This is a genomic window from Streptomyces sp. MMG1121 (assembly GCF_001280015.1).
Lineage (GTDB): Bacteria > Actinomycetota > Actinomycetes > Streptomycetales > Streptomycetaceae > Streptomyces.
In genome coordinates this window covers 27973-53915 of the sequence record NZ_LGDV01000238.1, presented here as the reverse complement: position 1 = coordinate 53915, position 25943 = coordinate 27973, and the positions used below count along the sequence as shown (strand labels likewise).

The 25943-nt window shown below is 68.1% G+C and carries 30 protein-coding genes and 2 pseudogenes; 22 read left to right on the top strand and 10 right to left on the bottom strand.

Annotated features, from left to right (window positions below; genetic code table 11):
* Positions 1-3: 3 nt before the first annotated feature.
* A complete protein-coding gene (locus tag ADK64_RS46815) occupies positions 4-849 on the bottom strand; it encodes a histone protein (protein WP_199829804.1) in 846 nt (281 codons plus the stop codon).
* Between the two features lie 147 nt (positions 850-996).
* Here ADK64_RS46815 and ADK64_RS36595 point away from each other — a divergent pair, with 147 nt between their 5' ends.
* The 10 genes from ADK64_RS36595 to ADK64_RS45510 all read left to right on the top strand — a co-directional run bounded on the left by ADK64_RS36595 (position 997) and on the right by ADK64_RS45510 (position 6392).
* On the top strand, positions 997-1353 hold the full coding sequence (locus tag ADK64_RS36595) for a gas vesicle protein (protein WP_053666392.1): 357 nt from the start codon (positions 997-999) through the stop codon (positions 1351-1353).
* A 33-nt stretch (positions 1354-1386) separates the two neighbouring features.
* The gene (locus ADK64_RS36590; protein WP_053666391.1) at positions 1387-1881 is read left to right on the top strand and encodes a gas vesicle structural protein GvpA; all 495 of its coding nucleotides are present in this window, start codon (positions 1387-1389) and stop codon (positions 1879-1881) included.
* 2 nt (positions 1882-1883) lie between these two features.
* Positions 1884-2597, top strand: a complete 714-nt coding sequence (locus tag ADK64_RS36585) for a GvpL/GvpF family gas vesicle protein (RefSeq protein ID WP_053666390.1) — start codon at positions 1884-1886, stop codon at positions 2595-2597.
* Positions 2598-2609: 12 nt separating this feature from the next.
* The gene (locus tag ADK64_RS36580) at positions 2610-2864 is read left to right on the top strand and encodes a gas vesicle protein GvpG (protein ID WP_053666389.1); all 255 of its coding nucleotides are present in this window, start codon (positions 2610-2612) and stop codon (positions 2862-2864) included.
* A gap of 21 nt (positions 2865-2885) precedes the next feature.
* Positions 2886-3317, top strand: a complete 432-nt coding sequence (locus ADK64_RS36575; RefSeq protein ID WP_053666535.1) for a gas vesicle protein — start codon at positions 2886-2888, stop codon at positions 3315-3317.
* Positions 3310-4134 carry a GvpL/GvpF family gas vesicle protein gene (locus ADK64_RS36570; protein WP_053666388.1) on the top strand — a complete coding sequence of 275 codons (825 nt, stop codon included), beginning with the start codon at positions 3310-3312 and terminating at the stop codon, positions 4132-4134. The genes ADK64_RS36575 and ADK64_RS36570 overlap by 8 nt, the downstream gene beginning before the upstream one ends.
* Entirely contained in the window at positions 4131-4364 is a 234-nt protein-coding gene (locus ADK64_RS36565; RefSeq protein WP_053666387.1) for a gas vesicle protein, read from the top strand. Before ADK64_RS36570 ends, ADK64_RS36565 begins: the two co-directional genes overlap by 4 nt.
* Positions 4361-4783, top strand: coding sequence for a gas vesicle protein K (locus ADK64_RS36560; RefSeq protein ID WP_053666386.1), 423 nt, complete (start codon positions 4361-4363; stop codon positions 4781-4783). Before ADK64_RS36565 ends, ADK64_RS36560 begins: the two co-directional genes overlap by 4 nt.
* A gap of 141 nt (positions 4784-4924) precedes the next feature.
* Complete coding sequence (locus ADK64_RS44100) at positions 4925-5098, top strand: CsbD family protein (RefSeq protein WP_078993054.1); 174 nt, start codon at positions 4925-4927, stop codon at positions 5096-5098.
* Positions 5099-5270: 172 nt separating this feature from the next.
* Complete coding sequence (locus tag ADK64_RS45510) at positions 5271-6392, top strand: IS630 family transposase (RefSeq protein WP_053666385.1); 1122 nt, start codon at positions 5271-5273, stop codon at positions 6390-6392.
* Positions 6393-6424: 32 nt separating this feature from the next.
* Here ADK64_RS45510 and ADK64_RS36550 read toward each other — a convergent pair whose 3' ends face one another.
* Entirely contained in the window at positions 6425-7186 is a 762-nt protein-coding gene (locus ADK64_RS36550) for a class I SAM-dependent methyltransferase (RefSeq protein WP_053666384.1), read from the bottom strand.
* 61 nt (positions 7187-7247) lie between these two features.
* The gene (locus ADK64_RS36545) at positions 7248-7910 is read right to left on the bottom strand and encodes an ANTAR domain-containing protein (protein ID WP_234384856.1); all 663 of its coding nucleotides are present in this window, start codon (positions 7908-7910) and stop codon (positions 7248-7250) included.
* A gap of 222 nt (positions 7911-8132) precedes the next feature.
* Here ADK64_RS36545 and ADK64_RS36540 point away from each other — a divergent pair, with 222 nt between their 5' ends.
* From ADK64_RS36540 to ADK64_RS45505, 3 genes and pseudogenes are all read left to right on the top strand, one after another.
* Entirely contained in the window at positions 8133-8477 is a 345-nt protein-coding gene (locus ADK64_RS36540; RefSeq protein ID WP_053666383.1) for a helix-turn-helix transcriptional regulator, read from the top strand.
* A gap of 748 nt (positions 8478-9225) precedes the next feature.
* Positions 9226-9423 carry a DUF5133 domain-containing protein gene (locus ADK64_RS36530; RefSeq protein WP_234384855.1) on the top strand — a complete coding sequence of 66 codons (198 nt, stop codon included), beginning with the start codon at positions 9226-9228 and terminating at the stop codon, positions 9421-9423.
* Positions 9424-9976: 553 nt separating this feature from the next.
* Positions 9977-10222 (top strand): annotated as a pseudogene (locus ADK64_RS45505) (TetR/AcrR family transcriptional regulator); the annotation flags it as partial.
* A 68-nt stretch (positions 10223-10290) separates the two neighbouring features.
* Here the strand turns inward: ADK64_RS45505 and ADK64_RS36525 are convergent.
* From ADK64_RS36525 to ADK64_RS36515, 3 genes are all read right to left on the bottom strand, one after another.
* Positions 10291-11292, bottom strand: a complete 1002-nt coding sequence (locus ADK64_RS36525) for a YihY/virulence factor BrkB family protein (protein ID WP_053666381.1) — start codon at positions 11290-11292, stop codon at positions 10291-10293.
* 1002 nt (positions 11293-12294) lie between these two features.
* On the bottom strand, positions 12295-12939 hold the full coding sequence (locus ADK64_RS36520; protein ID WP_053666380.1) for a hypothetical protein: 645 nt from the start codon (positions 12937-12939) through the stop codon (positions 12295-12297).
* Entirely contained in the window at positions 12930-13520 is a 591-nt protein-coding gene (locus ADK64_RS36515; RefSeq protein WP_053666379.1) for an RNA polymerase sigma factor, read from the bottom strand. Before ADK64_RS36515 ends, ADK64_RS36520 begins: the two co-directional genes overlap by 10 nt.
* A 156-nt stretch (positions 13521-13676) precedes the next feature.
* Between ADK64_RS36515 and ADK64_RS36510 the strand changes: the two genes are divergently transcribed.
* The 6 genes and pseudogenes from ADK64_RS36510 to ADK64_RS36490 all read left to right on the top strand — a co-directional run.
* Positions 13677-14168 carry an Asp23/Gls24 family envelope stress response protein gene (locus ADK64_RS36510; protein WP_053666534.1) on the top strand — a complete coding sequence of 164 codons (492 nt, stop codon included), beginning with the start codon at positions 13677-13679 and terminating at the stop codon, positions 14166-14168.
* A 73-nt stretch (positions 14169-14241) separates the two neighbouring features.
* Positions 14242-14412 carry a hypothetical protein gene (locus ADK64_RS46330; protein ID WP_159046420.1) on the top strand — a complete coding sequence of 57 codons (171 nt, stop codon included), beginning with the start codon at positions 14242-14244 and terminating at the stop codon, positions 14410-14412.
* The gene (locus ADK64_RS36505; protein WP_053666378.1) at positions 14409-14810 is read left to right on the top strand and encodes an Asp23/Gls24 family envelope stress response protein; all 402 of its coding nucleotides are present in this window, start codon (positions 14409-14411) and stop codon (positions 14808-14810) included. Before ADK64_RS46330 ends, ADK64_RS36505 begins: the two co-directional genes overlap by 4 nt.
* Before the next feature lie 112 nt (positions 14811-14922).
* Positions 14923-15549: a DUF6286 domain-containing protein gene (locus tag ADK64_RS36500; RefSeq protein ID WP_234384854.1), complete on the top strand. Its 627-nt coding sequence runs from the start codon at positions 14923-14925 to the stop codon at positions 15547-15549.
* Positions 15550-15578: 29 nt separating this feature from the next.
* The gene (locus ADK64_RS36495; protein WP_053666377.1) at positions 15579-16187 is read left to right on the top strand and encodes a hypothetical protein; all 609 of its coding nucleotides are present in this window, start codon (positions 15579-15581) and stop codon (positions 16185-16187) included.
* Between the two features lie 1174 nt (positions 16188-17361).
* Positions 17362-18291: pseudogene (locus ADK64_RS36490) on the top strand (IS256 family transposase); the annotation flags it as partial.
* A gap of 999 nt (positions 18292-19290) precedes the next feature.
* On the opposite strand, the gene argF reads toward ADK64_RS36490, so the two are convergent.
* From argF to ADK64_RS48805, 3 genes are all read right to left on the bottom strand, one after another.
* A complete protein-coding gene (gene argF / locus ADK64_RS36485) occupies positions 19291-20241 on the bottom strand; it encodes an ornithine carbamoyltransferase (protein WP_234384853.1) in 951 nt (316 codons plus the stop codon).
* A gap of 317 nt (positions 20242-20558) precedes the next feature.
* Positions 20559-20861, bottom strand: coding sequence for a hypothetical protein (locus ADK64_RS36480; protein ID WP_053666375.1), 303 nt, complete (start codon positions 20859-20861; stop codon positions 20559-20561).
* Positions 20861-21799, bottom strand: coding sequence for a hypothetical protein (locus ADK64_RS48805; RefSeq protein ID WP_324614490.1), 939 nt, complete (start codon positions 21797-21799; stop codon positions 20861-20863). Before ADK64_RS48805 ends, ADK64_RS36480 begins: the two co-directional genes overlap by 1 nt.
* Here ADK64_RS48805 and ADK64_RS48800 point away from each other — a divergent pair.
* Positions 21680-22270 (top strand): hypothetical protein, encoded by a 591-nt coding sequence (locus tag ADK64_RS48800; RefSeq protein ID WP_324614484.1) that lies wholly within the window; start codon positions 21680-21682, stop codon positions 22268-22270. The genes ADK64_RS48805 and ADK64_RS48800 overlap by 120 nt on opposite strands.
* Before the next feature lie 29 nt (positions 22271-22299).
* Here the strand turns inward: ADK64_RS48800 and ADK64_RS46325 are convergent, their stop codons facing one another.
* On the bottom strand, positions 22300-22452 hold the full coding sequence (locus ADK64_RS46325) for a hypothetical protein (protein WP_159046418.1): 153 nt from the start codon (positions 22450-22452) through the stop codon (positions 22300-22302).
* 497 nt (positions 22453-22949) lie between these two features.
* Here ADK64_RS46325 and ADK64_RS36470 point away from each other — a divergent pair, with 497 nt between their 5' ends.
* On the top strand, positions 22950-23399 hold the full coding sequence (locus ADK64_RS36470; RefSeq protein ID WP_159046417.1) for a hypothetical protein: 450 nt from the start codon (positions 22950-22952) through the stop codon (positions 23397-23399).
* A 449-nt stretch (positions 23400-23848) separates the two neighbouring features.
* The gene (gene glgX, locus ADK64_RS36465; protein ID WP_053666372.1) at positions 23849-25942 is read left to right on the top strand and encodes a glycogen debranching protein GlgX; all 2094 of its coding nucleotides are present in this window, start codon (positions 23849-23851) and stop codon (positions 25940-25942) included.
* The last annotated feature ends 1 nt before the right edge of the window (position 25943 follow it).

Genomic DNA, 25943 nt, shown 5'->3' with positions numbered 1-25943 from the left:
GGCCTACCTCCGCCGCGTCGTGGACGCCCTTTTGGCCGTAGCCTTCTTCGGGGCAGTCTTCCTGGGGGCGGCTTTCTTCGCCGCAGCTTTCCTGGCTGGTGCGGCAGTCTTCTTCGCCGCGGCCTTTCTCGCTGGCGCCGCGGTCTTCTTCGCCGCGCTCTTCCTGGCTGGCGCCGCCTTTTTTGTGGCCGTTTTCTTCGCCGGCTGTGCCTTCTTTGCTGTGGTCTTGCCGGTCGGCGCCTTACGCGGTGCGGGGCGTGCGGATGGACGCTTGGCTGTGCGGCGGTGGCTGCGCGGCTCCTCCCGGGCGGGTTCAGCCCTGCGGCCGGGATGCCGACGACTGGAGGTGGGCCGCTTCGCCCGGGGCTCTTCCTCTTCCTCTTCCTCTGCTTCCTCTTCCTCTTCCTCTGCTTCCTCTGACTCCTCCTCGGGTTCCTCTTCCTCTTCGTCCTCCTCTTCCTCGTCCTCGTACTCTTCTTCGGCCTCCGGCTCGTACTCTTCTTCCTCTTCTTCCTCCCCGCCTTCCTCCTCCCTCTCGCTTCCGATGCGTGCGGTCCGCTCGTGCAAGACGTCCGCGAGGTCGCCGAGTTTGCGGTCGGCAGCTGCGGCGAGAGCCTTGCGTCCCGCGTCCTTGAATTCGCCGCGCACCTGCTCGTTGAGGTCGGCGACCTGAGGAATCTCCTGGAGCTTACGGAGCCCGTCGGTGAGCAGCTGCTGAGGTTCCAGGCCGAAACGGCGGCCCGCGAGATAGGTAGCCAGTCCGAAGGCGAGTCGCCCCTTCTTGGTCCGGCCGAGGACGTAACCGCCGGCGACTGCGGCGGCGAGAGCGATCTTCGTCGAATCGTTCATCGATCATTCCCTCCGGCGAGCCGCTGCGCGGTCGCACGGCGGCGCGTGGCCGCCAGCGGCCCGTCGCGGCACACTTTCAAGGTGTATATGGTGAAATAGTACATTTGAGTGATGGGGGGTGCCGCTCCAGCCGACGGAGTTGGGAACATGCCCGCGTCAGACAAGGACGGCACGGGGAGTGGCAGGCGCCCCTCCCGCAGTGACGACACCACACGCCGCACCGGAAGCACCCGGAAGTCCGCCCAGCTCTCGGCGGCCCATGCCATGCGTTCCGCCGCACGGCAACTGGAGGAACTTCTCGGACGCGCCCCCGAGTCGGTGTCGGCAATCAAGCCGACGGAGGAGGGGTGGGAGGCGGATGTCGAGGTACTCGAGCTGGAGCGGGTCCCCGCGACCACCAGCGTTCTCGGCACCTACCACGTCAGGCTGGATGCGAAGGGCGAACTGCTCGCGTACGAACGGATCCGCCGCTACACGCGCGGCCAGATCGACCGGCGTCGTTGATATACGCACAAGGGGGTGGTGAAGGGAGGCGCCATGACTATGGTGCCGCAGGGCGAAAGCAGCATCTCGCGCGGTAGCACGAGCAGTCTGTACGACGTCCTGGACCTGATTCTGGACCGCGGCCTCGTCATCGACGTCTTCGTCCGTGTGTCCCTCGTCGGTATCGAGATACTCAAGATCGACGCCCGCATCGTCGTGGCCAGTGTGGACACCTACCTCCGCTTCGCCGAGGCCTGCAACCGCCTCGACCTCGAAACAGGCAGCAAACAGCCCACCCAGCTCACCGACCTCGTCGGCGAGATCACTGAAGGCGGAGCGGAGGGCAAGTCCAAAGGGGCTCTGACCGGCGCCGTCGAAGCCGTCAAGGACACCCTGACAGGTGACAGTGGTGACGAGGACGACGCGGATGAGGATGAGGAGGAGTACGAGGACAGTGAAGGCGAACAGGAGGAACCCGAATACGAGGAGGAACCCCGGCAGCAGCGCCGGCGACAGGCCCGAAGGGCTTCCCGGCGGCAGAGGGAGTGACCATGGCCGTCTACGTCTACTCCATCACCTCGAAGGACCACCCGATGCGGCTGGACGACGTCCACGGCGTTGGCGAGCCTCCCGGCCCGCTGCGCACGGTGACGAACGGAACGCTGTGTGCTGTCGTCAGTGACGCGCCCGAAGACCTGCGTCCCAGGCGGCGCGATGTGCTGGCTCACCAGGAAGTCCAGGAGAGGCTGATGGCCGAGGGCACCGTGCTGCCGCTGCAGTTCGGCATGACAGCCGAGAACGACGAAGCCGTATGCGCAGCCCTGGAGGACAGGGCAGGCGAATATCAGGAACGGCTGCGGAACCTGGAAGGCGCCACCGAGTACAACCTGAAGGTCTCCTGGGAGGAAGGGGCGCTGTTGCGCCGGATCCTGCAGGAGTCCGAGGAGGCCCGCGAGCTCAATGCGGCCACCCGTGGCGGCAACGGCACTCCACAGATGTCACTTGCGCTTGGCGAACTGGTCGCGCAGGAAGCCGAGATCCGGCAACAGGCGCTCGCCACTGGCATCGTCGAGGCTCTGCGTCCATACGTGCGCGATGAGACCCCCGCGCCCCCCGGCGGCCGCGACTTCCTCAACATCTCCTTCCTGGTCCAAGCGGACAAGGAGGAGATGTTCCTGGCCACGGGGATCAGCCTGGCCAACCAACTGGGCGAGGAATGCGAGGTCCGACTGCGCGGTCCTCTGCCCCCGTACAGTTTCGTCTGAGAGGCGCAGCTCATGGGCTTGCTGACTCAGCTCCTCACTTTTCCGCTGGCGCCTGTACGGGGCGTGGGCTGGGTTGTCGACCGGGTGATCGAGGCCGCCGAGCGGGAGTATTACGACCCCGAACCCGTCGAGCGTGAACTGGCCGAGTTGGAGAGAGCACTGCTCGAGGGCCGCATCGACCAGAAGACCTTCGACGAGCACGAGGACCGGCTCCTCGACCGCCTGGAAGAGATCACGTCCTACTGGCGGGGCGATCGCGCTCCCTGAGCTGGAATCGAGGTGGCTGCGATGTCGGAATCCCCAGCCAACCGGCTGAGCGCGTACCCGTCCAGGGCCACAACCCCGTACGGCTACGGACAAGGCTCCTCCGCGAACCTGGCCGACATCCTCGAACGCGTCCTGGACAAGGGGATTGTCATCGCAGGGGATATTCGGATCAATCTCCTGGACATCGAGTTGCTCACCGTCAAACTCCGGCTCATCGTCGCCTCCGTCGACAAAGCCAGGGAAATGGGAATCGACTGGTGGGAGCATGATCCATCGCTTTCCTCCCGTGCCGGCGAGCGCGCACTGGCCGAAGAGAACAGACGGCTGCATGCCGAGATCGAGGCGTTGCGAGGTGAGCGTGAGCTGTCGCCCGGCGAGGAGCGGGCCGACCGCCACACGGCGCCGCTACGGTCCTCCACCAGGCGGCACCAGAACGGGGCTGCTGATGACTGAATCGGTCACCTATGCCTACGCCGTGCTACGCGTCACCGAAGGGCTCGGCGTGGCCTTGGGCGGTGTGGAAGGCGTAGCGGGCGCGTCCGTTCGCCTGGTGCCGCAAGACTCCGGGAGTGAACTGGCCGCCGCCGTCAGTTCGGTGCCCGCCGAGGACTTCCAGGAGAGCGCCCTGCGATGCCATCTGGAGGACCTGGACTGGCTGGAGACCGTCGCCCGCGCTCACCACGCGGTGATCGAGGCGCTGGCCGCACACACCACGGTGCTACCCCTGCGGCTGGCCACCGTGTACCTGGACGACAAACGGGTGGGGACCGTGCTGCGCGAGGAGGCGGACGAGTTCTCGCAGGCGCTGCGACGACTGGCAGGACATCTCGAATGGGGCGTGAAAATCTACGCGGAGCCGCAGCCGGACACGCAGGCCACCCGTGAGGCGGGCGCGGCCGGCACGGCCGACGGACTCAGCCCGGGCCGGGCCTATCTGCGCGCTCGCCGCTCCCAGCGACACTCGCGCGACGAGGCCTACCGAGCCGCGCTGCAGGCCGCCGAACGAGTCGAAGCGATCGGCCACACCATGGCGGCCGGCCACGCCCGGCACCGGGTGCAGCAAGGAGAACTCGCCGCTGACGCCGGCGAGAATGTCGTCAACGACGCCTACCTTCTCCCGCGTGAGGCGGCGGCGGACTTCCGCATCCAGGTGCTTGACGCCGCTCGGGGGCTGCCCGGTGTGCGGATCGACGTCACCGGACCCTGGGCGCCTTACTCCTTCGCCGCCCCGCCGGGCACGCAGACCTCCGCAACGGACCGGACGTCATGAACGACGTGAAGCAGTCGCCCGGGGCCGAGGCCCTTGCGCAGCGCCAGGTGGCCCTCATCGACCTGCTCGACCGCCTGCTGAGCGGCGGCGTCGTCCTCACCGGGGACGTGGTGCTGTCGATCGCCGACATCGACCTGGTCCGCATCTCCCTGCGGGCCTTGATCGTCTCAGTGAGCGCCCAGAACCCGTCACCGTGGACGGTGCCGGCACGCCCCGGAGACGCGTCATGACGGGTGCGGTCGCCGGGGGCGGCCACACCGATCCGCCCGACCGCCTGGGCGAGATCGCCGAAGCGGCCGCCCGGGCCTTCCGGCTTCTGCCCGCCGTACCCGACGACACCACACCGGCCCGAATGCCACCGCGCCCCGCCCGCCGTATCAGGACCGACCCGGACACCGTCGAACGGGATCTCGTCAGACTCGTCCTCACCCTGGTCGAACTGCTGAGGCAGCTCATGGAGCGCCAGGCGCTGCACCGTGTTGACCAAGGCGATCTCACCGAGGAGCAGGAAGAGCGGCTCGGTTCCACTCTCATGATCCTCCACGATCGGATGGCCGACCTGTGCACCCGCTACGGCCTGAAGATGGAGGACCTCAACTTGGACCTTGGCCCGCTCGGTCCACTCCTTCCCCCTGATCACGCAGAGTGACAACCCCTCCTTCACCGGTCCCGCCGTCACGGTCGTGGATGGGCATGACACGTCCCAACCGCAGTGACCGCTGTTTTGCTGCGAGATATGGGGTACCCGACGTGGGTGTCCACAACCTCCCGGCTAGGAGAGTGAACAACGATGGCTGTAGAGAAAAAGGCGAAGGGCAAGATGGAAGAAGCCGCAGGCAAGACCAAAGAGGCGGTCGGACGCACCGTGGGCAACGAGCGGATGACGGTCGAAGGACAGGCCAAGAAGTCGAAGGGCGCAGCGCGCCAGGCCAAGGAGAAGACCAAGGATATTTTCAAGCACTGATCAGGAAAGTTCTGGGCGGGGTCCCTGAAAACCGGATCCCGCCCCTTTGCGCAGTCAAGTCGCAGCCCTCCTGCAGTGGGTAATTATTGGGCACTCCGGCCCTCAGTCCTCCTCCGCGCGCACCGAGGGATGTGCATCTGACCTAGTGCTGTGACCGGAAACGATCACCGGGTTGGCGGAGCCGGTGAGGGTTCGCAGGCTGACCGAGCAGGAGGGGCAGAAGCTGCAGCGGATCGTGCGGCGAGGCACCACCAGCACGGTGCGGTTCCGCCGGGCGATGATGCTGCTGGCCTCGGCGAGCGGGAACAGCGTCCCGGTCATCGCCCGGCTCGTCCAAGCCGACGAGGACACCGTCCGCGACGTGATCCACAAGTTCAACGAGATCGGGCTGGTCTGCCTGGACCCTCGATGGGCGGGAGGCCGTCCCCGCCTGCTCCGCGATGACGACGAGGACTTCGTCATCCAGACGGCCACCACCCGCCCCGCCAAGCTCGGCAAGCCTTTCACCCGATGGTCGATCCGCAAGCTCGCCGACCACCTGCGACGCAACGTCAGCCACCCCATACGGATCGGACGCGAAGCCCTGCGCTGCCTGCTGTCCCGCCGCGGGATCACCTTCCAGCGCACCAAGACGTGGAAGGAATCGAGCGACCCGGACTTCGACACCAAGCTGGACCGGATCGAGTACGCGCTCACCCAGCGGCCCGAGCGGACCTTCGCCTTCGACGAGTTCGGCCCCCTGGGCATCCGCCCGACCGCCGGGTCCTGCTGGGCGACGCAGGGGAGGCCGGACCGGCTGCCGGCCACCTATCACCGCACCCATGGCACCACCTACTTCCACGGCTGCTATTCCGTCGGCGACGACACCCTGTGGGGCGTCAACCGGCGCCGCAAGGGCATCGACCCGACCTGGGCCGCGCTGAAGTCGATCCGCGCGGCCCGCCCGGACGGCGCCCCGATCTACGTCATCCTGGACAACCTGTCCGCGCACAAGAACTGGCGGATCCGCCGCTGGGCAGCGAAGAACAAGGTCGAGCTGTGCTTCACACCGACGAACGCATCGTGGGCGAACCCGATCGAGGCCCTCTTCGGGCCGCTGCGGCAGTTCACCCTCGCCAACTCCCACCACCCCAACCACCCCGTCCAGACACGCGAGTTGCACCGCTATCTGCGCTGGCGCAACCAGAACGCCCGGCACCCCGACGTCCTGGCCGCCCAACGGCGTGAACGCGCCCGTGTCCGCAGCGAGAAAGGCATCCGGTTCGGTGGCCGCCTCATCGCCGCAGCGGCCTGACTGCCCTTCCGGATCCCAGGACACCATCCAGGTCACGGACGCGTGGCCACCAGCAGGTCAACCACGTAGGTCTCTTCCACCACCTCGTCGGGGAAGAACTCGCGCAGTCGCCTGCGCTCCCCGGAGAGAAAGGCACGCTTGTCGTCCTCGGCAAGCACAAGGAACGCCGAGCGGCTGCTGATATTGGCAAGGTGCATGTCGAGGGAGACCACACGGCTCCACCGCACCTGGCGGCGCGCGACCCGGAGCCCCGACAGGCCCGCGAGCCGGATGGCGTTGCTGTCGTCGGGACGCACCCGAGAAGTCGGCTTCACTCCGCAGTGGTGCGCGATCCGCTGGTGCTGCTCCCGGATCCAGGGCACGTCGAAGGCGGTGGTGTTCCACCAGATCGCGAGCGCACCGCCCGGCAGCAGGACCCGCAGTGCCTCCGGGACCGAGCGGGTGGTGTCGGTCCACTGCCAGGACTGTGCATAGGTGATGAGGTCGTGGGAGGCGTCCGCAAGGGGGAGGGCGTTGCCGTCACCTCTGATGATCGGCACATCCGGGAGCACGGTGTGGAACTTGGCGGCCATGGCGTCGCCGGGCTCAACGGCGATCACGTCAGCTCCGCGCTCACGCAGCAGAGTGGTGGCGATTCCGGTGCCCGCGCCGATATCGGCGACGCGGGCACCGGCCAGGGAACGGCTCGTGAGCTGTTCGATGCAGTCGAAGAGCGCGGGAGGATACGAAGGCCGGCTGGCCGCGTACTGGTCAGCCGCCGCGTTAAACGAATGGGCGCGTGAGCTGGTAGTCATCCCCACATCATCCCCCTGCCCCGCTGACTGCCCGCCCCGGTGATCGTTTCCGGTCACAGCACTAGGCATGCTCGTGGCTCTGAAGTACCGAGCGGCGGGTCCGACCTACGCAGGCGTGGTCCTGGGGGTCTCCATCGACCAGGCGTGTCCGGGCGACGGCTGCTGTGAGCTGCCTTTGGACCCGGTCCGGCAGAGACGCGCCCTGCACGGTGGCGACCACCTCTTCGGCCAGGAGGTGCAGTTTGGTGTTGGTGTTCTGTGATGCCGTGACCAGTACCTCCCACGCCTCGTCGGCATTCAGGCCGAAGGAAGCCATGAGAATGCCGCGTGCCAGGTCAATATCCGGCCGGGTCCGAAGGGCACGTCGCAACTGGACCACCTCGGTCTGCAGAAGACCGTCTTCCGGGGCACCGTCAACCCGCTCGGGCCTTCCTGCGGGCGGGTGTGCGTGCTCGTGCGCGGGGGCGAAGAGGGGGTAGGTGTCGGTGTAGGTCAGCAAGCGTTCCGTGGCGGGGCTGGCCGAGGTGACAGCGATCGTCTTCCCCGTCGCGAGCGCGTCGCGGCGGGCGGCCAGGAGCACGTTGAGAGCGGAGCAGTCCGCGAGCGTGAGTTCGCCGAGGTCGAGGTCCACGCCCTCCCTCGAATTCGCGAGGGCCTTGCTGAGGGCGTGCCTGAGGCGCTGGCTGTTGTCGAGGCGGAACTCGCCGCTCACCGCGACGGTCACGCGGACGTCGGGCGGACCCGTGTGCACGAGCAGAGGCGTGGCGGGCGGGGGCGTGCGGCCGGTTCCGGCGCTTGCGGCGGATCTGCCCTGGGGCGGTTGGTTCATGCTCGCCTCCTCCGCATGTCCCTTCCAGGCTCACCCGCACTCTGTGACGCGTCAAGTCCTGCATGAATCCAAGTTCGTACTTTGAAGTGCACGAACGTGCGGTCGTAGGATGGAGTCATGGTTGATGGAGTGCCCGAGCCGCACAGCGGGTGGACGTTCCTGACCAATCACGCGCGAGTGCTGGCCACCATCGCCGATAATCACAACGCGCGCGTCCGTGACATCGCGGCACACTGCCGGCTCACGGAACGTGCCGTTCAGAAGATCATCGTGGACCTGGAGGAGAACGGGTACCTCTCGCACACCCGCGTCGGCCGCGTCAATCGGTACAGCATCGACCCGGACAGGGTCCTACGCCATCCGGCCGAGGCAGGTCTGACCGTGGCCTCTCTGCTGTCGGTGCTGGTCAGGGACGAGGACGAGCGCCGAGGTTTCGGCGAGCACATCCGGCCCGGTACGTGAGGCCAGCGGGCAGCTGCGGGCGGGAGCCGCCTGCCTGCCGGTCGGGCTCAGGTCACGGGTCGGCTGTCCGTCAAGGCGGACAGGGCTGATGGTGGTGGCATCAGGCGCCGAGCCTGTCGGCAGCAGCAGTGCTGGGCAGGTGAATCCGGCGGCAAGGGGGACCTCAGCTGAGAGTCCGTTCTTGCCCTCCCACGCTCGGCCGTTCGGTAAGCCTGGGCGGGGGGCGACGGTGCACCGCTTGGGCACTCGGTGGGCACTCCATCCCGGGAGACGTGTAGATCATGGTCATGCGACATCCCGCTGAGAGAGGGAAGGGGAGGTTCGAGCGGTTCGCAGAGGCCGCCTCGAACGTGATGAGCTCACCGGTGTTTCACGGGTTCTGTGTGGTGCTGGTCGCTTTCTTCGTCGCCGTGCACGGTGCGGGGCTGGCAGTCTCGCAGCAGCTGCTGGCCGGTGATCTGACGACGTGTATGACCTTGCTGCTTCTGGCGCTGCTGAGGAAACCCGGAGGGGCGGGCCGAGCACGCTGTCCAGCGGAAGCTTGATGCGATCGCTGCGGCACTTGTGGAGCAGGAGGAGGGCAAGGCGCGCAAGGCACAGGAGGATCTTCGCCAGGCGATCAGGATCGAGGAGGAGCTCTGACTACGGTGGCCAGGGCACTGAGGATGCGGCAAGCGCCGACGGCTGCGACCGTATGGGTGAGGAGTGGACATCCGGGCCCGACACGGGACAGGAGGCAGCCATGGTCATGGCTTATCCCTCGCACCTGCGGGAACTGGTCGAACGATGCGAAACGCTTAAGCGCAGGCTGGCCGCCGACAACAGCGCCGAGACCGCCCGCCAACTTGAGGACTCGGCCTACACCCTGTGTGTGCTCACGGGTACCCGACAGCTGGACGCGGCCCTGCTCGCCGCCCGTCGGCAGATGGCCCAGGCCATGAGGTGAGAGCAGCCCCTGGGTGACTGAAATGCGCATCGGCCGAAAACATACAGGTCGGATGAGTCGTGCTCGCTGGGGCTTGAGAGCGTGCGTGAGCAGATGGGCGCGCCTCACGTTCTGCACGGCTCCAGCATGGGGAACCGGCATTCGCGGCCGCCGGCAGTGGCGCCGGGCCTCCTTGGCGGCCAACGGCTGCCAAGTGGAAAGCTGGTACAGGGCTCGCTGGTCAAGGTTGCGAGGTGACGCTGATGAGGGATTCACCTGACAAAGGAAAGTCCGAGGCTGACGGCAGTACGAAACGCCGTGACGTCGAACCAAAGCGGCCTTTCGACCCTGACGATCTGATACCTGCCTCAGGTGGGGAGATCTCCCCTAAAACCGTCGAACGGATAAAACAGCGCATGGAAGAAGAGCGGGAGGCAGAAGGAGAGCAGCCGTAGTCGTGGTGTCCGAGTCCACCGGCGCCGCCCCGACGCCCGCAAGACGTCTGGCGGCAGGTCCCATGGCGACCGTCGAACTCGGCGAAGCTCGCTCTGTTCATGCAGCCGACCGTAAAGCTGGCGCGCCCCCGAACTGGCGCCTGATCGACGAATCGACCGTCCTGTAGGAGTAACGGGGAGCCGATGAGGCTGCGCCACGCAGAGGCGCTGGCGACGGCCATCCCCGCCGATCCGGACCTGCCACAGACCACAACGGCTTGCCGGACCATCGCCATGTTCGTGATCGATGCCGATTCACTGGCCCGTCAGGCGGCCGATCCGAAGAGCGCGCTCGACGGTTCTTCCAGATGATCGAGGCAGCCTGAGCCGTCGTCCGCCCCTTCTGGCAACTCCATCGGCAGAGCGCGAACCATAGTGGTGACTTCCGCGTCGGTCACTGACCAGGGGATCGCGGCGGTTTTGGGGGCGATGCGAAGCGCACCCCGATCTTCTCGAAGCCCTTGAAGGCCTCCGTGGTCGCGTACGACCGATAGGCGCGGCGGTCTCCCGGACTCAGGCGTACCTGGTCGGTGAAAGGAGTCAGCAGGCTGCGCGGCCACATCCGTCCCACTCGGACCGCGCTCACCTCCGCCGTGCTCAGGAAGATCAGTGCGCCCAGGTAGAGCCAGGCCAGTAGGCCGAGGACGATGCCGAACATGCCATAGGTCGCCGTGGCTCCCCGGAGCACATGGCTGACGTAGTAGGAACCGGCCCACTGCACGAGCTGCCAGGCGCAGGCGCCGCCCAGGGCTGCCCAGGTCAATCGGCGCAGTGGCAGTTCGCGCTGGGTCAGGACCCGCTGGCTCAGCACGATCAGTCCGGTGTTCAGCGCGACCGCCCCGGCGACTGCGGCGACCCGCGCCCCGGTCGCCGGGCGGGTGCCGAACACCGTTGCGGCCGCCACTGCCGATGACAGCAGTGTGGTCACGCACAGCCCGGTCCCCAGGATCACCAGGAACAGAAGCCCCTTCAGCCGGGAACGGAGTGGGTCCGGCCGGGCGTGGCGGGGCACGGCCCAGATCTTGTTCAGCGCGTACTGGGCGGCCTGCGCCACGCCCAGGGCGCCGTACAAAGTGCCGATGACACCGGCCACGAGGGCGAGTCCGTTGCCGTGCAGGGGGTGAACGTTGTGGCCCAACTGGTCACCGATGACGGGGAACTCGGCCAGCGCCGAGTCGAGCACGTGCTGCCGCAGGCCGGGGTCGCCGCTGAGCAGGGTGCCGAGGACAGCCACCAGGATCAGCAGCAGCGGGAAGAGAGACACGAAGGCGTAGTACGCGAGCAGGGCCGCGAGATAGGTGCCCTGGTCGTCGAAGAACTTGTAGACGACAGCCAGCGGGAACCCCACCCAGCGGTGCCGGCGCTGGTACGCGTCCGTGCGCGCGATGACTTCCATGGGGTAACGAGTGCCCCGTCCGCGTCACCATATGAGGGGCGTCGGCCCGGACGCCTGGCCCGTGCGGTCAGAACGCGGAGCAAGCCTGTACGCGGGCCTGCCCTGCTCCGTGCGCGAGTGCGTCCGGAGGAGATCGCTGCCGCCATCCGGTTGGTGAGTGATTGATCGTTCGGCGCGACACCGGCCGCCGCGAACACGACGTCAGCGTCGAGAGCGCTATCGGCCGCATCGCGAGCGACCTCACCAAATGGCTGGCATCCCGTGTTTCCTAAAACACGGCCTAGTACTGCAGCCGGGCTTCGCCGCAACCATTGCTGACGGCGTGCGTGAATCAGGCTGGCGCATCGGCATCGAGCCAGGTAGACGAGGTCCAGGGGCTCCAAAAATTGATGGTGTGTCAGCTATACGAGCTCCTGGCGGCTTCTCCGACCTGCGGAAACGCGGAAGTCCGGCTGCCGTACTAGGCCCTGCCCGGGCGATCACACGCCCCGTTGGGATGACCGCGACGAAAGGCCGCCATAAGTGCAGTGGAGATGAACCGCGCGGAGGCGGTCGTGCTCGTGCCGCGCATCCTGCCTGCGCGGCCTGCCCCGGCCGCTTCTCGGACCACGGATCTTGTCCAGCACCGCCCTGAACTGGGTGCAGTCGTCCCGCTGCCCCGGCGCGAGGACCCGTGGCAGCGGGCAGTAGCGACCGTCCGCGCTCAGATGGAGCTTGCTGGTGAACCCGCCGCGCGAGCGGCCCAGGCCCTCACTTCCTGCACCACCTCCACCAGACGGGCGACGAGGTTTTGCCACGGCGTCTCGTCCCGATCTTCCGTTTCTTCGGCCCCTTTGGCGCAGGTGCCGGTGGTGGACCGGTCCGGGCGCCGGCCGCGTGCCGGCGAGGGCGCGGGGGGCTGCCGCGAGGCGAGGGGAGGGACGGGGCTGCAGGGTTGCCACGTAGGGACGGTGAGGGCTGCCTCGGCCGCGACGCCGAGGAGCGTGGTCGAGGCGGTTCCTGTCAGCGCGCACTGCCGCCTGGTGGGAGGCCGGGGCCGGGGGGCGGCTCCGGTTCCAGGACGTCGATGACGGTAATGTCGACGGCCGTCACGGCAAGGCCGAGGTCCTGTCCGGCCGAGTGGAGGACCGATCGGCGCACCTGGCGGACACGGTCGGGCAGCGGGCGGTCGAGAGCGGCGGCGAGGGTCATGGTCACCCGTACGTCGGTACCTTCGCCCTCGGGTGCGAGCCGGCAGCTGGCTGCCCTGGCGCCGGGGACCGTGTCCGCGGCCTGCCGCAGCACCTTTGCCGCGGTGTGTTCGGCGATCCGCAGGTCCGTGTCCGGGTCTGCCAGGGGTAGCGGGCGCCCGGGGCGTAGCTCTGCCCTGACGACGGTCATGACGCGGTGGGCGAGCGCGTGCAGGCCGGCAGTTCCCTCGGCGCGCAGCGCGCGGGCGGCCGTGTTCACGGGGGCCAGTTCCTCGACGGCCTCGCGGCAGTGAGCACAGGAGACGATGTGCGGGTCCGTGGCCGGGGGCGTGTCGCGTGCCTGTTCCCAGACCCGGCTCAGCAGGCGGCCGCAGGGGAGTACCTCATCGCCCTCGAACGGGGGCTCGTCGTCTTCGGGCGGTTCGGAAGGCCGCGCGTGCGGGTCGTCTAGCGCCATGGGCCCATCGCCTCCTGCAGGGATCGGCGTGCCCTGAACAGTCTGCCGCGCACGGTCGGCTCGTTGGTCCGCGTCACGTCGGCGATCTCCTCGTAGGACAGGCCCTGCACCTCGCGCAGGATCCAGCAGATCCGCTGCCCGGCGTCCAGATCGCGGAGCGCACGGGACAGTGCGGCGGTGGCCGCGTTGTGCTCGGCGGACAGGGCGGGCTGGCTCCGGGCGTCTGCCGCCGCGGGCTCGGTGACGGCGTCCAGGGGGAGGGGCGGCGGTCGGCGCCGGCGCATGGTCAGGCAGCGGTTGACGGTGATCCGGTACATCCAGGTGCGGAACTGCGCGCGGTGGCGGAATTCCGGCAGTCTTCGCCAGGCGCTGACGAAGGCGTCCTGAACGGCCTCCTCCGCGTCCTGGGGATTGCCGAGCATGCAGCGGGCCAGGGCGAGGAGGGACGGGCCGTGCCGCTGGACGAGAACGGCGAAGGAGTCCTCGTCCCTCTCGGCCGCCCGTACGGCCAGCAACCCGTCCGGGAGGTCGCGTCCCCCCAGATCACGTTCCGGGGGTGGGCAAGAAGTGCGTTCGGTCATGGCTCTCCCGCGCAAGGCTCGGACCATCCGCGTACCCGAGCGACCCGCCTGTGACACGCATCACATTCGATGAGTGTGAGGATTGCGATGGCCTGTATGTCCAACTTTGCGAGGGGCGCCACACCGGTGTCCGACCGACCGATCGAGGCGACCGCCATGACGGAGAACATCACCAGCGTCGGCGGGGGCGGCAAGCCCGATGCGGGCGTGAGCGCGCTGACGGGCCGTACCGGGGCCGGGGCTCCGGCTGAGACACGGGGGAAGACCACGATCGCCGACGGCGTGGTGGCCAAGATCGCGGGCATGGCCGCCCGCGAGGTACCGGGCATCTACAACCTGGGAGCGGGGATGGCCCGCGCCTTCGGTGCCATGCGCGAACGCGTCCCCGGAGGCGGAGGCGGAGGCGGAGCCCTCACGCGAGGAGTGAAGGTCGAGGTCGGCGAGCGCCAGGCCGCCGTGGACCTGGACGTCGTCGTCGAGTACGGCGTCTCCATCGTCGACGTCGCCGGCGACGTCCGCACCAATGTCATCAGCGCCGTGGAACGGATGACGGGCCTGGAGGTCGTCGAGGTCAACATCGCCGTCGACGACGTCCACCTCCCCGACGAGGAGGAAGAGGCCGAACCGGACGAGGGCCGCGTGAGGTGATCCGCCGCCGGGCCCTGCACGGGCGCGGGAGACCGCGCTCACGGCGACGTACCTGAACGAGACAGGTGAGTGCATGATGAAAGCAGCAACGACGGGCCTCGCGGCTGGCATGGCCCTGGGCTTCGCCGGTTACTTCGGCGGCTTCTGGGCATTCCTGCTGGTTCTGGTCCTGGGTGCGGCGGGGCTGATCGTCGGCCTCGTCGCGCAGGGCGACCTCGACCTCCGGACATGGAGGCAGCGGTGAAGACCCGGCTCCCTTCTCCCAGCGAGGCGTCGGGCCCGCCGGCCGCCGGCCTGCCGCCCCCGGCCGAGCGGGGCGCCACCGTCATCCCGGACAGAGTGGTCGCGCGCATCGCCAAGCAGGCCGCACGCACGGCCCAGTCCCGGCGTGCCGCCATACCGCCGGACCGGGGCGGGCCGACGGCACCCAGCGCCTCCGCCGCCGTCCACACCGGATCGGTGCGGCTGCATCTGGCCCTGGACCTGCCCTACCCCACCGACATCCCCCATGTCTGTGAGCGGATCCAGCAGGACGTCGCCGAACGGGTGGCCCAGCTGACCGGCTTGCGGGTGGGCGAGGTCCTCCTCACGGTACGGCGGCTGGTGACCGCCGCCGATGGGAGCCGGGGGCGGGTCCGGTGAGCGGCCATGCGGCCCGGGGCGCCGGGCGCGCCGTGGAGGAAGGGCGATCGCGATGACATCCGATCCCGGCCCTCCGGGCCACAGCTCCGCGTCGTCCTCGCACCGTGGCACCATGCCTCCGACGAAGGAGCCCGACCCGCCCGAACACGACGTACTTACCTCCGACCTCCCGCCCGGTGAACCCCACAGAAGGCACCGAACCCACCGCAAGTGGTCGGCGCGCCGCATCACGGCGGCGGTGGTCGCCGCAGTGATCCTCGTGGCTGCGGTCGCGGCGCTGGTCGACGTCGTCGCCGTTCGGGCGGGACGTCCGGCAGCAGCCTGGCGACGGCACCTGGCCGACGAACTGGCCACCCGCCCCGTGGACGACGTGTGGATGCTGACGGGAGCCGCCGTGGCCGCCGCCGTCGGCGTCTGGCTGATGATCCTGGCCTTCACTCCCGGTCAGCGCCGCTGGCTGCCCCTGCGCTCCCCCGCCCGATGCCCCCGAGTGCGGGCCTTTCTGGACCGCGACGGTGCCGCCGTCCTGCTGCGTGACGCCGCCATGCGAGTCCCTGGAATTGGCTCGGCGCGCGTCCTGGTAGGCCGCCACCGCATCCGAGCCCGCGCGGACGTCCGCTTCCGTGACCCCCGCCAGGTGAAGGACGACCTCACCGCCGTCCTCGCCGAGGAACGCGATCGGCTGGCCCTCGCCCGTCCTCCCCGCGTCGTCGTACGCCTGCGGCGCCGCACCGACTGACCGAACACCGCAGCACCGGAGCCCGCACCATGACGCCGCGATCCGTATGCAACCGCAGTCTGCTGGCCCTCGCCGGACTGGTTCTGCTCGGCGGCGGACTGCTGATCCTCTTCTCCGGACTCGACCTTTACCGGCGACACGATCTAGTCCCGCCCGACGGCTGGCCCCTGACTTCCCCGGACGACGTCCTGCTCGGCTCCGCCGACCGGGCCCGCTGGAGCAGCCAGGGCTGGTGGTGGTGGCCCGCGGTCATCGCCGCCCTCGTCCTCACTGCCCTACTCGCCCTGTGGCGGCTGCTCGCCCAGCTGAGCCGACGCCGCCCCGGCTCACTGCCCGTCGGCGGCACACCCCCGCAGAAGGGCGTCGAACTTCGCGAGCGTGCACTCAGCGACGCGATCGCGACCGAAACCGGCGCCCTGCCGGGGGTCGACCACACGACCGTACGCATCACCGGCCGGCCTGCCCGCCACCGCACCCGCATCACACTCACGCTCACCCCCGAGGGCGCGCCCGGTGCCACTCTCGATGCGCTTTGCGAAGGCCCGCTGTGCACCGCACGTCGTGCCACCGGCCTCCCTGACACGCCCACCGAGGTCCGCCTACACGTCGCCCGCCACAAGCCGCACCGCGTGGAGTAGCAAGGCAACCGACCGTTGCCCTGTTCAACGCCCCTGCGAACCTTCGCGGTCGGCAGGGGAGCCGGGGCCAACTCCCCGAGGGAGAGGCCATGATCGTCCTCGGCATCATCCTGCTCGTCCACTTCCGGCTTGAACGGTGTGCTTCGAGACCTGCGGGCATGGCAGGCGTTGACCGAGCAGCAGCGCGTGGCGGCGGTGTCGGTACTGGAGGATGCCTACGCGGCCACTTCGGAGACAGACCATTCCCGGCGACCTCTGCGGGAAGATCACCGCATCCCGTCCCACGATCCGCCACCACTCCAGGTCACTCCCAGCGTTGCCGCCCGCGACCTGGTGCAGCCGACGAGGCCAGACCTTCTCCGCTCCCAGTACAGGGCCTGGTTCCACCACCGGCACACCACCGCATACGCCAGGTGCCACCCCCGCCCATCGCCGCCGCGCGGCCACGACCTCCGGCAGACCCCGCAGGTCCAGATGCTCCAGGACTTGGTCGGCGTCCGCGTCCAACTGCCATCGCGCATGCCTGACACAGACCCGGTCCCACCGCCGCGCGTACTGCACGACCCGCGCCCCGGCCCCAGACCGTCGTGCCGCGCACAACCGGCAGCCGAACGCCACCGGCCCTGCCGCTGCCCCGCGGACGATGACCAGCCGGCGGAGCGCTCCGGGCGCGAGCCGCTTCCTTTCGCCCAGCTGGGTGGCTGGTGTCGCCGCTGCCGTCGTCGGCTGTGCGGGTTTGCCTGCCGGACCTTGTGGGTTCTCGTGCTTCCTGTCATGAGGCAGCCGTGTGACCTGGCGCTGCGCCACCGCTCTCGCCCTGTGGTAGGGGTGGTACGTCTCACGAGGTGGCCGTTTCCTCAGAGGCGCTGAAGTGCTGGGGCGGGCCCGGGTGTGTGGCCAGGCCCGGCGGCCGCGCGGGCGGAGTGTCAGCGGACGATCTTGACGCCGAATTGGGTACCCATGCCGAGGGCGATGCCGATGGCGGCGTGTATGTGGGCGTACATCTCCATGCCGCGGGCGGCGACCAGGCCGCAGAGGTCGAGGATGTCGCTCCAGCCGTAGGACTCCAGCAGAGCCGTTGCCGGTGGCCTTGGGGTTGACGACGGTGTCCTGTTCCTGGGTGACGAGGGACTTGACGACCTTGGTCTCGGGCAGGGCGCGCTGGATCTGTTTCAGTGAGGTGCTGCCGCTGCTTTACCTGCACGGCTTGTCGTCTGGCGACTTCGTGCCCGCACTGGAGCAGTTCCTCGGATCCTGTGCCGGGCTGTCGCCAGCGATGGTGACGCGCTTGACCGCCCAGTGGCAGGCGGATCACGCCGTCTTCATGGACCGCGACCTGTCCGCTACGGACTACGTGTACGTGTGGGCCGACGGCATTCACCTGCGCATTCGCCTGGACGAGGCCAAGGCCGCCGTGCTCGTGCTGATCGGCGTGCGGGCGGACGGCACCAAGGAGTTGATCGCGTTGGCCGACGGATACCGCGCATCAGCGGAGGCGTGGGCTGGGCTGCTGTGAGATTGCGCCCGCAGTGGGATGCGTGCCCCAGTGTTGGCCGTCGGCAGCGGCGCGCTGGGCTTCTGGAAGGCGTTGGCCGAGGTGTTCCCCGAGACCCGCGAGCAAAGGTGCTGGGTCCACAAACCGTAAATATTCTCGATTATTCTCGATTCCTTGCCGAAGTCGGCCCAGCCCGCGGCCGAGCGCGCCTTGCAGGACATCTGCAACGCCGAGGACAAGGACCAGGCCCGCAAGGCCGTCGCCACCTTCGCCCGGCAGTACGGCGCGAAGTACCCCAAGGCCGTCAAGAAGATCACGGACGACGAGGCCGAACTGCTGGCGTTCTTCGACTCCCCTGCCGAGCACTGGATCCACCTGCGAACGACGAACCCCATCGAGTCGACATTCTCTACGGTGCGCCTACGGACGAAGGTCACCAAGGGGGCCGGCAGCCGGGCTGCCGGACTGGCTGTGGTCTTCAAGCTGGTTGAGTCCGCCCAGGCCCGCTGGCGAGCGGTGAACGCCCCCCACCTCGTCGCCCTCGTCCGCGCCGGAGCCCGCTTCGAACGCGGCCACCTCGTCGAGCGTCCCACGGCGTTCGCCGCCTGACCGTCCCTGGTCAGTCCGGGTGAGGCGTCTGTTCCAGTCGCGGCTCCAGTTGGCACGCCAGATAGCCAGTCCGCGATCGGTGAACACGCAGCCGACACCGACGCCCCAGTCGTCACCCTCGTACCGGACAGCGGGATCAGCGAGAGCACCGTGGAGACTGTCGAGGGGGATCACGCTGAACGCGTCATCCTCCGCGCCGGGGTAGTGCCGCACTTCAATCCACCCAACGCGAACAAAGGGGACCAGCGGGGCGAGCTGCCTGTCGACCCACTCGACACGCTCCGCACCACGCAGATCGCTCGACAGGTCCTCCCAGATCCCGAACGGCCCGGTCAGCATGCCACTGGCCTCACCAGCGCAGACCAGGACTTCGCGCTGGGGCATGCTCAGCTCGTCCCAGGCGGGAAGCCCACTGGTATCCGCCGCCGGGTACGCGTCGTTGCCCCAGTGCTCACGCACGGCATCTGGAACAGCGAGATAGACACAACGGGAGGACCTGGGCGCCCAGAGCCAGTTGGCCGGAGCCGCGAGAACGGCGTGCAGCTCGCCCCCGGTCAGGACAGGGTCGGAGACGGCGGGAGAGACGCCTGCCTGCTCCCGGACGATGACCAGACCACGCTCGACGAGATCCTGGACCACGGCACCGAGCAGCGGAACCAGGGCCCGCTGCTCGGCCTCGGAGTAGCTGCGCGGGGGCGGGGCCCCTTCGGCATGTGCCCAGCGCAATGCCGTGCCATAGGTCTGGATCATCCCGGTCAGGGGATCCTGGGACATGGCCCGGCGCATCAGCGTCTGTTCGGAGACGGGCAGGGAGTCCCAGGAACATATGACGCGAATGATCCCACTCGATTCGCCCTGATCCACAGCTCTTGACAATTACTCCTCGGAGGTCGCTCGGTATCTGAGCCGTGGCCGCGTGACGATCCATGCTGTTTGAACAGGGAGGTCGAGCCAGGTCGGTGCTGGAGCCGAGCGCGGCGACCGCGGCCCTCCCGGCGGTCAGGTTGTGCGTCGGCGGGCTGTGGTGATGAGGGTGTGCAGGACCGCCTGGGCGGTGGGTAGCCGGTTCTCCGCCTGGCGCCACACGAGGGATCGGGGGCCGTCGAGCACCTCTGAGGTGATCTCCTGCCCGCGGACGGCGGGTAGGCAGTGCATGGCCACCGCCTCGCGGGGAGCATGGGCGAGCAGGGCGTCGTCGACGCGGTAGGCAGCCAGGTGTTTTGCCCGTTGCACGTGTTCGTGGGGTCTGTCCATGGGGATCCATACCTCGGCATAGACGGCCTGCGCGGCGCCGACGGCTTCGATGGGCTCGGTCGTGAGCGACACGGAACCGCCCGTTCGTGCCATCAGTTCACGGGCCTCGCCGAGGATGTTCTGGTCCGTCTCGTAGCCGGGCGGGGTGGCGATGGTGAGGTGCATGCCGGAGGCCGCGCACGCCGCGAGGAACGAGTTGCACGTATTGCTTGTGCCGTCCCCGATGAAGGCCGCGGTCATCCCGGTCAGGGTGTTGAAGTGCTCGCGCAGCGCGAGGAGGTCGGCGAGGGACTGGCACGGGTGGTGGGAGTTGGACAACGCGTTGATGACCGGCACCGTCGAGGCATCGGCCAACTGCTCCACCGTGGTGTGGGCGAAGGTGCGCACCGTGATCGCGTCGAGATAGGACGACAGGACGCGGGCGGTGTCGGAGATGGTCTCGCCATGGCCGAGCTGCAGTTCCTGGCGGTTCAGCACGATGGCCGCCATGCCGAGGCGATGGGCGGCCACGGCCAGGGATACGCGGGTCCGGGTCGACGGCTTTTCGAAAAGACATCCGATGGCGCCCCCTCGCAGGTCGTGCTCCCACCCCATTGGCTCCTGCTTCATGGCTTCCGCCAGATCCAGCAGCTCTGTCAGGGTCGGTGGGTCCAGATCGCTCATGCGCAGCAGATCTTCGGGGACTTTGCCGGTCACAGATTGACGGTCGGCCTCAGGCGCGGGTAATGGCTGGGTCATCGCCGTTCTCCGGCTCCGTTCGCGCGGTCGGGTCACTTTGCCGCCAGTATGATCGGCGGCTGCCGGCGGGCGGACGCCGACACGCCCTGGCGGATGAGCCGCTGCGGCGCGGTCCCACAGCCACCGGCTCTCGTACCTACCCACCGTTGAGGTGTCCACGCACACCGTGCATGAAGACCCTGACAGGAACGCGCTCTCGGCTCCTCGGACCAGGCGCCGGCCTGGATCTGCGCTGTGCCACGTGATGCCATCGTCGCGACGAGCGGATTCAGGCGCTACCAGTTGACGGCGGTGATGCGCCGTACGGCCTCGCGGATCAGGTCGGTTCCGGCGCACACCGTGAGGCGGACGTATCCCTCGCCGCCCGGCCCGAAACCGCGCCCGGGAATGGTGAGCACGCGGGCCTCCTCCAGCAGCTTGGCCTGGACAGCCACCACGGTGTTCTTCATCGTCACTGCCAACCCGCCTCCCATCGCCACACCGGTCGGTCGTGATGCGGAGTTGAGTGCCTGGGCGCGGTCCTCGTCCGTGCGGCTGTCGATGTATATGGCGCCCGCAGTGATGAGCGGGGTGGGCATCAGAGGGCAGTGAACTCGCCACCGACCAGCTGCATACCGCGGAACACTCCCTGCCGGTCGACCTTGTCGTCGTTGTAGTGCTTCACCGCGTTGAGGCCGAGTCTGAGCAGCTGCAGATGCAGGTTGTGAGGCTTGGTCTGGGTGATGCCCCGGTCGGCACAGAACAGGTCTTTGACCAGGCCTCGTTCGAAGGCCGGCTGGATGGCGCGCAGGGCGGCCGGGCCGGGCTCGGTGCCGGGGGTGTGAAGGATCATGCCGAGGCAGACCGCCGGGTAGGCGCCGGCGAGGTCGCCATGGCCATGGCCCGGGCACGCGGCCATCATGGTGTAGCGGAACTCCCTCTTCTCCGGCGCCTTGGCCGTCTTCTCCCGTGCCGACTTGGTCTTGCGAGGCACGGGCTTGTTTGCCGTGCCGCGCCGGGTGCCAGTGTTCATGGAGGCCGCAGCTTTGCCGCCGGGCCCCGACTTCTTCCGCGTTCCTCCCTTCACGTACATCCCGGCGGTGATCTCAAGCGAGGCCCGGTCCTGGTGGTAGTCCGGCTCTTTGCCCCAGACCGGAACCGGAGTGTCGTCGACCGCGATGTGGCCAGACCACCGAGCGAAGTCGCCGCGACGGTAGGAAGCCATCACGCGACGGTAGGAAGCCATCACCGGAGCGAGAATCAGATCCTGGGCGATGGCCTCCAGGTTGCGCACGGTGTCCCGGCTGGTGCGGGTGTTCCACTTCCGTCGGATCTTCCTGGCCTCGCTGAGCACGGGCTCGACGGGCGGCCACACGTCGTCCCGATCGGGATCTTCTGGACCGGCGACGAGATCGTCATGTCCACCGCGGCCACGGCGCCCAAGGTGAGAGCGTTGTCCGCTCGCCCCGAGGTTGCCCTGGCCATCGACGCCGGGGACAGCTCGGCCAAGGCGCTGTCGGTGCGCGGCGTCGTGCACCTCACCATCGTCGACGGGGTGGTTCCGGAGTGCCTCGCGGCCCCGCGGAAGAACCTCGACGCCGAGTACGCGGCCGAGTTCGAGCGGAACTGCCGGGCCATGTACCACCAGATGGCGCGTATCGCGGTCGAGCCGCAGTGGGCACGGTTCTACGACTTCGGCGCCGGCCGAATGCCGCAGTGCCGCGCAGCAGCTCGGCGGCGGCCTCGCCGTGTTCCTCGCCGAACTCGCCAAGAAGGCGAGCTGACCATCCCGCCGCAGAGATTTCTGACCGCTGGTTGCGCTCTTTGGATCTCGCCACCCCTGCTCAGTACGCCCCGCAGACAGGCTCGGGCGATCTCCCCGCATCGTCCAAGATGCACAAGAGTGGGCGCAGGGCGACCTGGAGTCCGCAGCCGCGGTCCGTGGCAGGCCACCAGTGCGCGCAGTTTTTCAGCTGCTGTGCTGGCTTGGGCCTCGCCGCCCCGGTAGGCCGCTGTCCACGCTTCAGGGTCGCCCTGCTAGGCGTCCACCAGGAGCACAGCGGCCGAATCTGGGGCCACGAGGTGAGCGCCCTCGGTCGAGGGCAGGGGCGGGGGGCGTTGGGCGGGGGGATCGATGACCACCATGGTGTAGGTGCCGGCCACCAGGTCGATGTTGGTGCGGTCTCGCAAGGCGCCGTCCAGGTACGGCGGCCGTCGACGGAGACGAACCGGCCCGACATTTCGAACCGAGTTCTGAAACCTCATCGATTCCGATGAACAGTTCATTCGTGCTGGACCTCGCCGGTGTCCCGTTCTGCGATTCGGCGGGGCTGAATGCCCTTCTGGCGGCCCGTCGGCAGGCATGCGCATGAAACCGGTGCGAGGTCGGCGCTGGTCAGGGTGCAGGTGCAGTTACGACAACTTCTGAAGCTCACCGGTGTCGCCAGGATTCTTGACGCCTACGAGGCTGCGGAAGATGCCGTGTCAGACCTTGCAGGGCACTTCAACGGAAATTCGAGGAAGGGGGAAATATCAGCACCGCAGACCGCATCACCCGGATGACCGAGAAATTCTGCATATTATTTACTTCCTGTCCCAGCTCACAGCCTTTTCGAACGGAGAGACGGGGCTGATGACCCGTCGGGCGGGTAAGCGCGTACCCGACGGCATCGAGGAAGGGGAAAGCCATGTCAGTGGAACCCGAACGCGCCGAAGCGAGTCCCGCTGCGGAACACGTTGCCGAAGCGATGATCAAGCTGTGGCAGCAGGCTCATGAGGACGTCGCCCCCACGGTTTCTGAGGGGCAGATGCGCATTCTGCTCGCTCTGGGCACCCAGCCAACCGATCCTGACCGGATTGCCGGGGACCTGCGCGTCAGCGCCTCGTGGGCGACCCGATTGCTCGACCACTTGGTTCAGCGCACGCTGGTACGGCGCCTACCGTCCGGCGAGTTCTCTCTCACTGGCGCCGGAAAGGGTGTGCTAGAAGCGACACGTCAGCGCCGCCGGCAGCTTCTGGAGCAGACACTGGTGACCGCCGCACCGCCGGACCGCCCGGTATTGCGGGACACGTTCAACCAGCTGTACGGCGCTGTGTGCCCCTTGACGTGGGTGCCGCGTAGCCGCTCGCCGCTCTGATCAGCAGGGCTCGACCAAGGCGGCGTTGGCAGTGGCCTACACCTCAGCATGATGCTGAGGATGCGCCGTCCTGACTCGCAGCTCCGAGACGCCTCTGTCCACCCGGAGGGCGCTTCGAGCAGTCCCCGCTCCCTCGGGCACTATCCCGGAGGGCTTGCGGGCAGCAGCCCGAGCGCACTGAAACAGCTGCTGCCCTGGCGTCTCACCCTCGCGCTGGAGAGCAGACTCCGCCACTGAGGCGAGTCACTTGGACGTGCGTCAACGATGTGCTGCGACGCCATACACGTCATCCCTTGGTCGTACAGGGCCCGCAACGCGCATGCTCATCGGTGACGTGGGCAAAAGGGAACTGACAAGGCGGGGCTGCCCTGCCCACGATCCGCGTTGGGGAGAGGCGTGACGTGCGTATCTGGCAGGAAAGCACCGAGGTAGGCCCGCGACCGGGACAGATGTCGCCATTGGGCGCGGCCTTCGACGGTGCCGGGACGAACTTCGCTGTGTTCTCCGAAGTGGCGGAGCACGTGGAGCTGTGTCTATTCGATGAGGACGGTGCCGAGGAGCGCGTCACCCTGAAGGAAGTGGATGGCTTCGTCCACCACATCTACTTGCCGGACGTCGGCCCAGGACGGCGCTACGGGCTCCGCGTCCATGGACCGTACCGGCCCGAGCGTGGTGAGCGCTGCAACCCGGGCAAGCTGCTGCTCGACCCTTACGCCAGGGCGATCGAGGGTGAGGTCGAGTGGAACGAGGCGCTGTTCCCCTACCACTTCGATGCTCCGGGTCGGCGCAACGACCTGGACTCCGCGCCGTACGCACCGAAGTCGGTGGTGGTGAACCCCTTCTTCGACTGGGGCAGTGACCACCCGCCACGGACCCCGTATCACGAGACCGTCATCTACGAGGCCCATGTGAAGGGCATGACGAAGGCCCACCCGGCGATACCGGAGGCGATGCGCGGCACGTACGCCGCACTGGCGCACCCGGCCATGCTTGACTACTTCGTCAAACTCGGTGTCACCGCAGTCGAGTTGATGCCGGTCCACCAGTTTGTCCAGGACCACGCGTTGGTGGAGCGGGGGCTGTCGAACTACTGGGGGTACAACACCATCGGCTTCTTCGCCCCGCACAACGCCTACTGCTCGTCGGGGCAGCGGGGCGAGCAGGTGCAGGAGTTCCGGTCGATGGTCAAGGCCCTGCACGAGGCGGGCATCGAGGTCATCCTCGACGTCGTCTACAACCACACCGCCGAGGGAAACCACCTCGGGCCCGTTCTGTCGCTCCGTGGACTGGACAACGCGGCATACTACCGCCTGTCCCAGGAGGATCCGCGCTTCTACTGGGACACCACCGGCACGGGCAACAGCCTGCGGATGAACCACCCACACACCCTGCAGCTGATCATGGACTCGCTTCGGTACTGGGTGACCGAGATGCACGTCGACGGCTTCCGTTTCGACCTGGCCGCCACCCTGGCCCGCCAGTTCCACGAGGTGGACCGGCTCTCGTCCTTCTTCGACCTCGTCCAGCAGGATCCGGTCATCTCCCAGGTGAAACTCATCGCCGAGCCCTGGGACGTCGGCGACGGCGGCTATCAGGTCGGCAACTTCCCGCCGCTGTGGACGGAGTGGAACGGCAAGTACCGCGACACGGTACGCGACTTCTGGCGGGGCGAGGGCGGCACACTCGGCGAGTTCGCCTCCCGCCTCACCGGCTCCTCCGACCTGTACCAGAACGACGGCCGCCGGCCCTACGCCTCGGTCAACTTCGTCACCGCGCACGACGGCTTCACCCTGCGCGACCTCGTCTCGTACAACGGCAAGCACAACCAGGCCAACGGCGAGGACAACTGCGACGGCGAGAACCACAACCGGTCATGGAACTGCGGCGCCGAAGGCCCCACCCACGATCGCGACATCCTCGCGCTCCGCGCTCGTCAACAGCGCAGCCTCCTCACCACACTGCTGCTCTCCCAGGGCGTGCCGATGCTGCTGCACGGCGACGAACTCGGCCGGACCCAGCACGGCAACAACAACGCCTACTGCCAGGACACCGAGCTGACCTGGATCGACTGGCCGAACGTCGCCGAAGGCAGTGAACTGCTCGACTTCACCCGCACACTGATCGCGCTGCGCCGCGAGCACCCCGTCTTCCGTCGGCGACGCTTCTTCAGGGGACGGGCAGCGCACGTATCCGGCGAGGCGGTGAAGGACATCACCTGGTTCACCCCCACCGGGAGCGAGATGACCGAGACTGACTGGCACACCGGCTTCGCCAGGTCCCTGATGGTCCATCTCAACGGCAAGGCCATCACGGAACCCGACCTGCGGGGCCTACGCGTGGAGGACGACTCGTTCCTCTTGCTCTTCAACGCCCACAGCCAGGCCCTCGGCTTCACCGTTCCCGAAGGGCTCGATCCGTGGTGGGCGGTGGAGGTGGACACCGCCATCCCGTACACCGAGTATCGGCCGCTGATCAAGGGCGGCAGCGAGGTGGAGGTCGAGGCCCACTCCATGCTCGTCCTCCGGGCTCACCAGGACGGTTGAA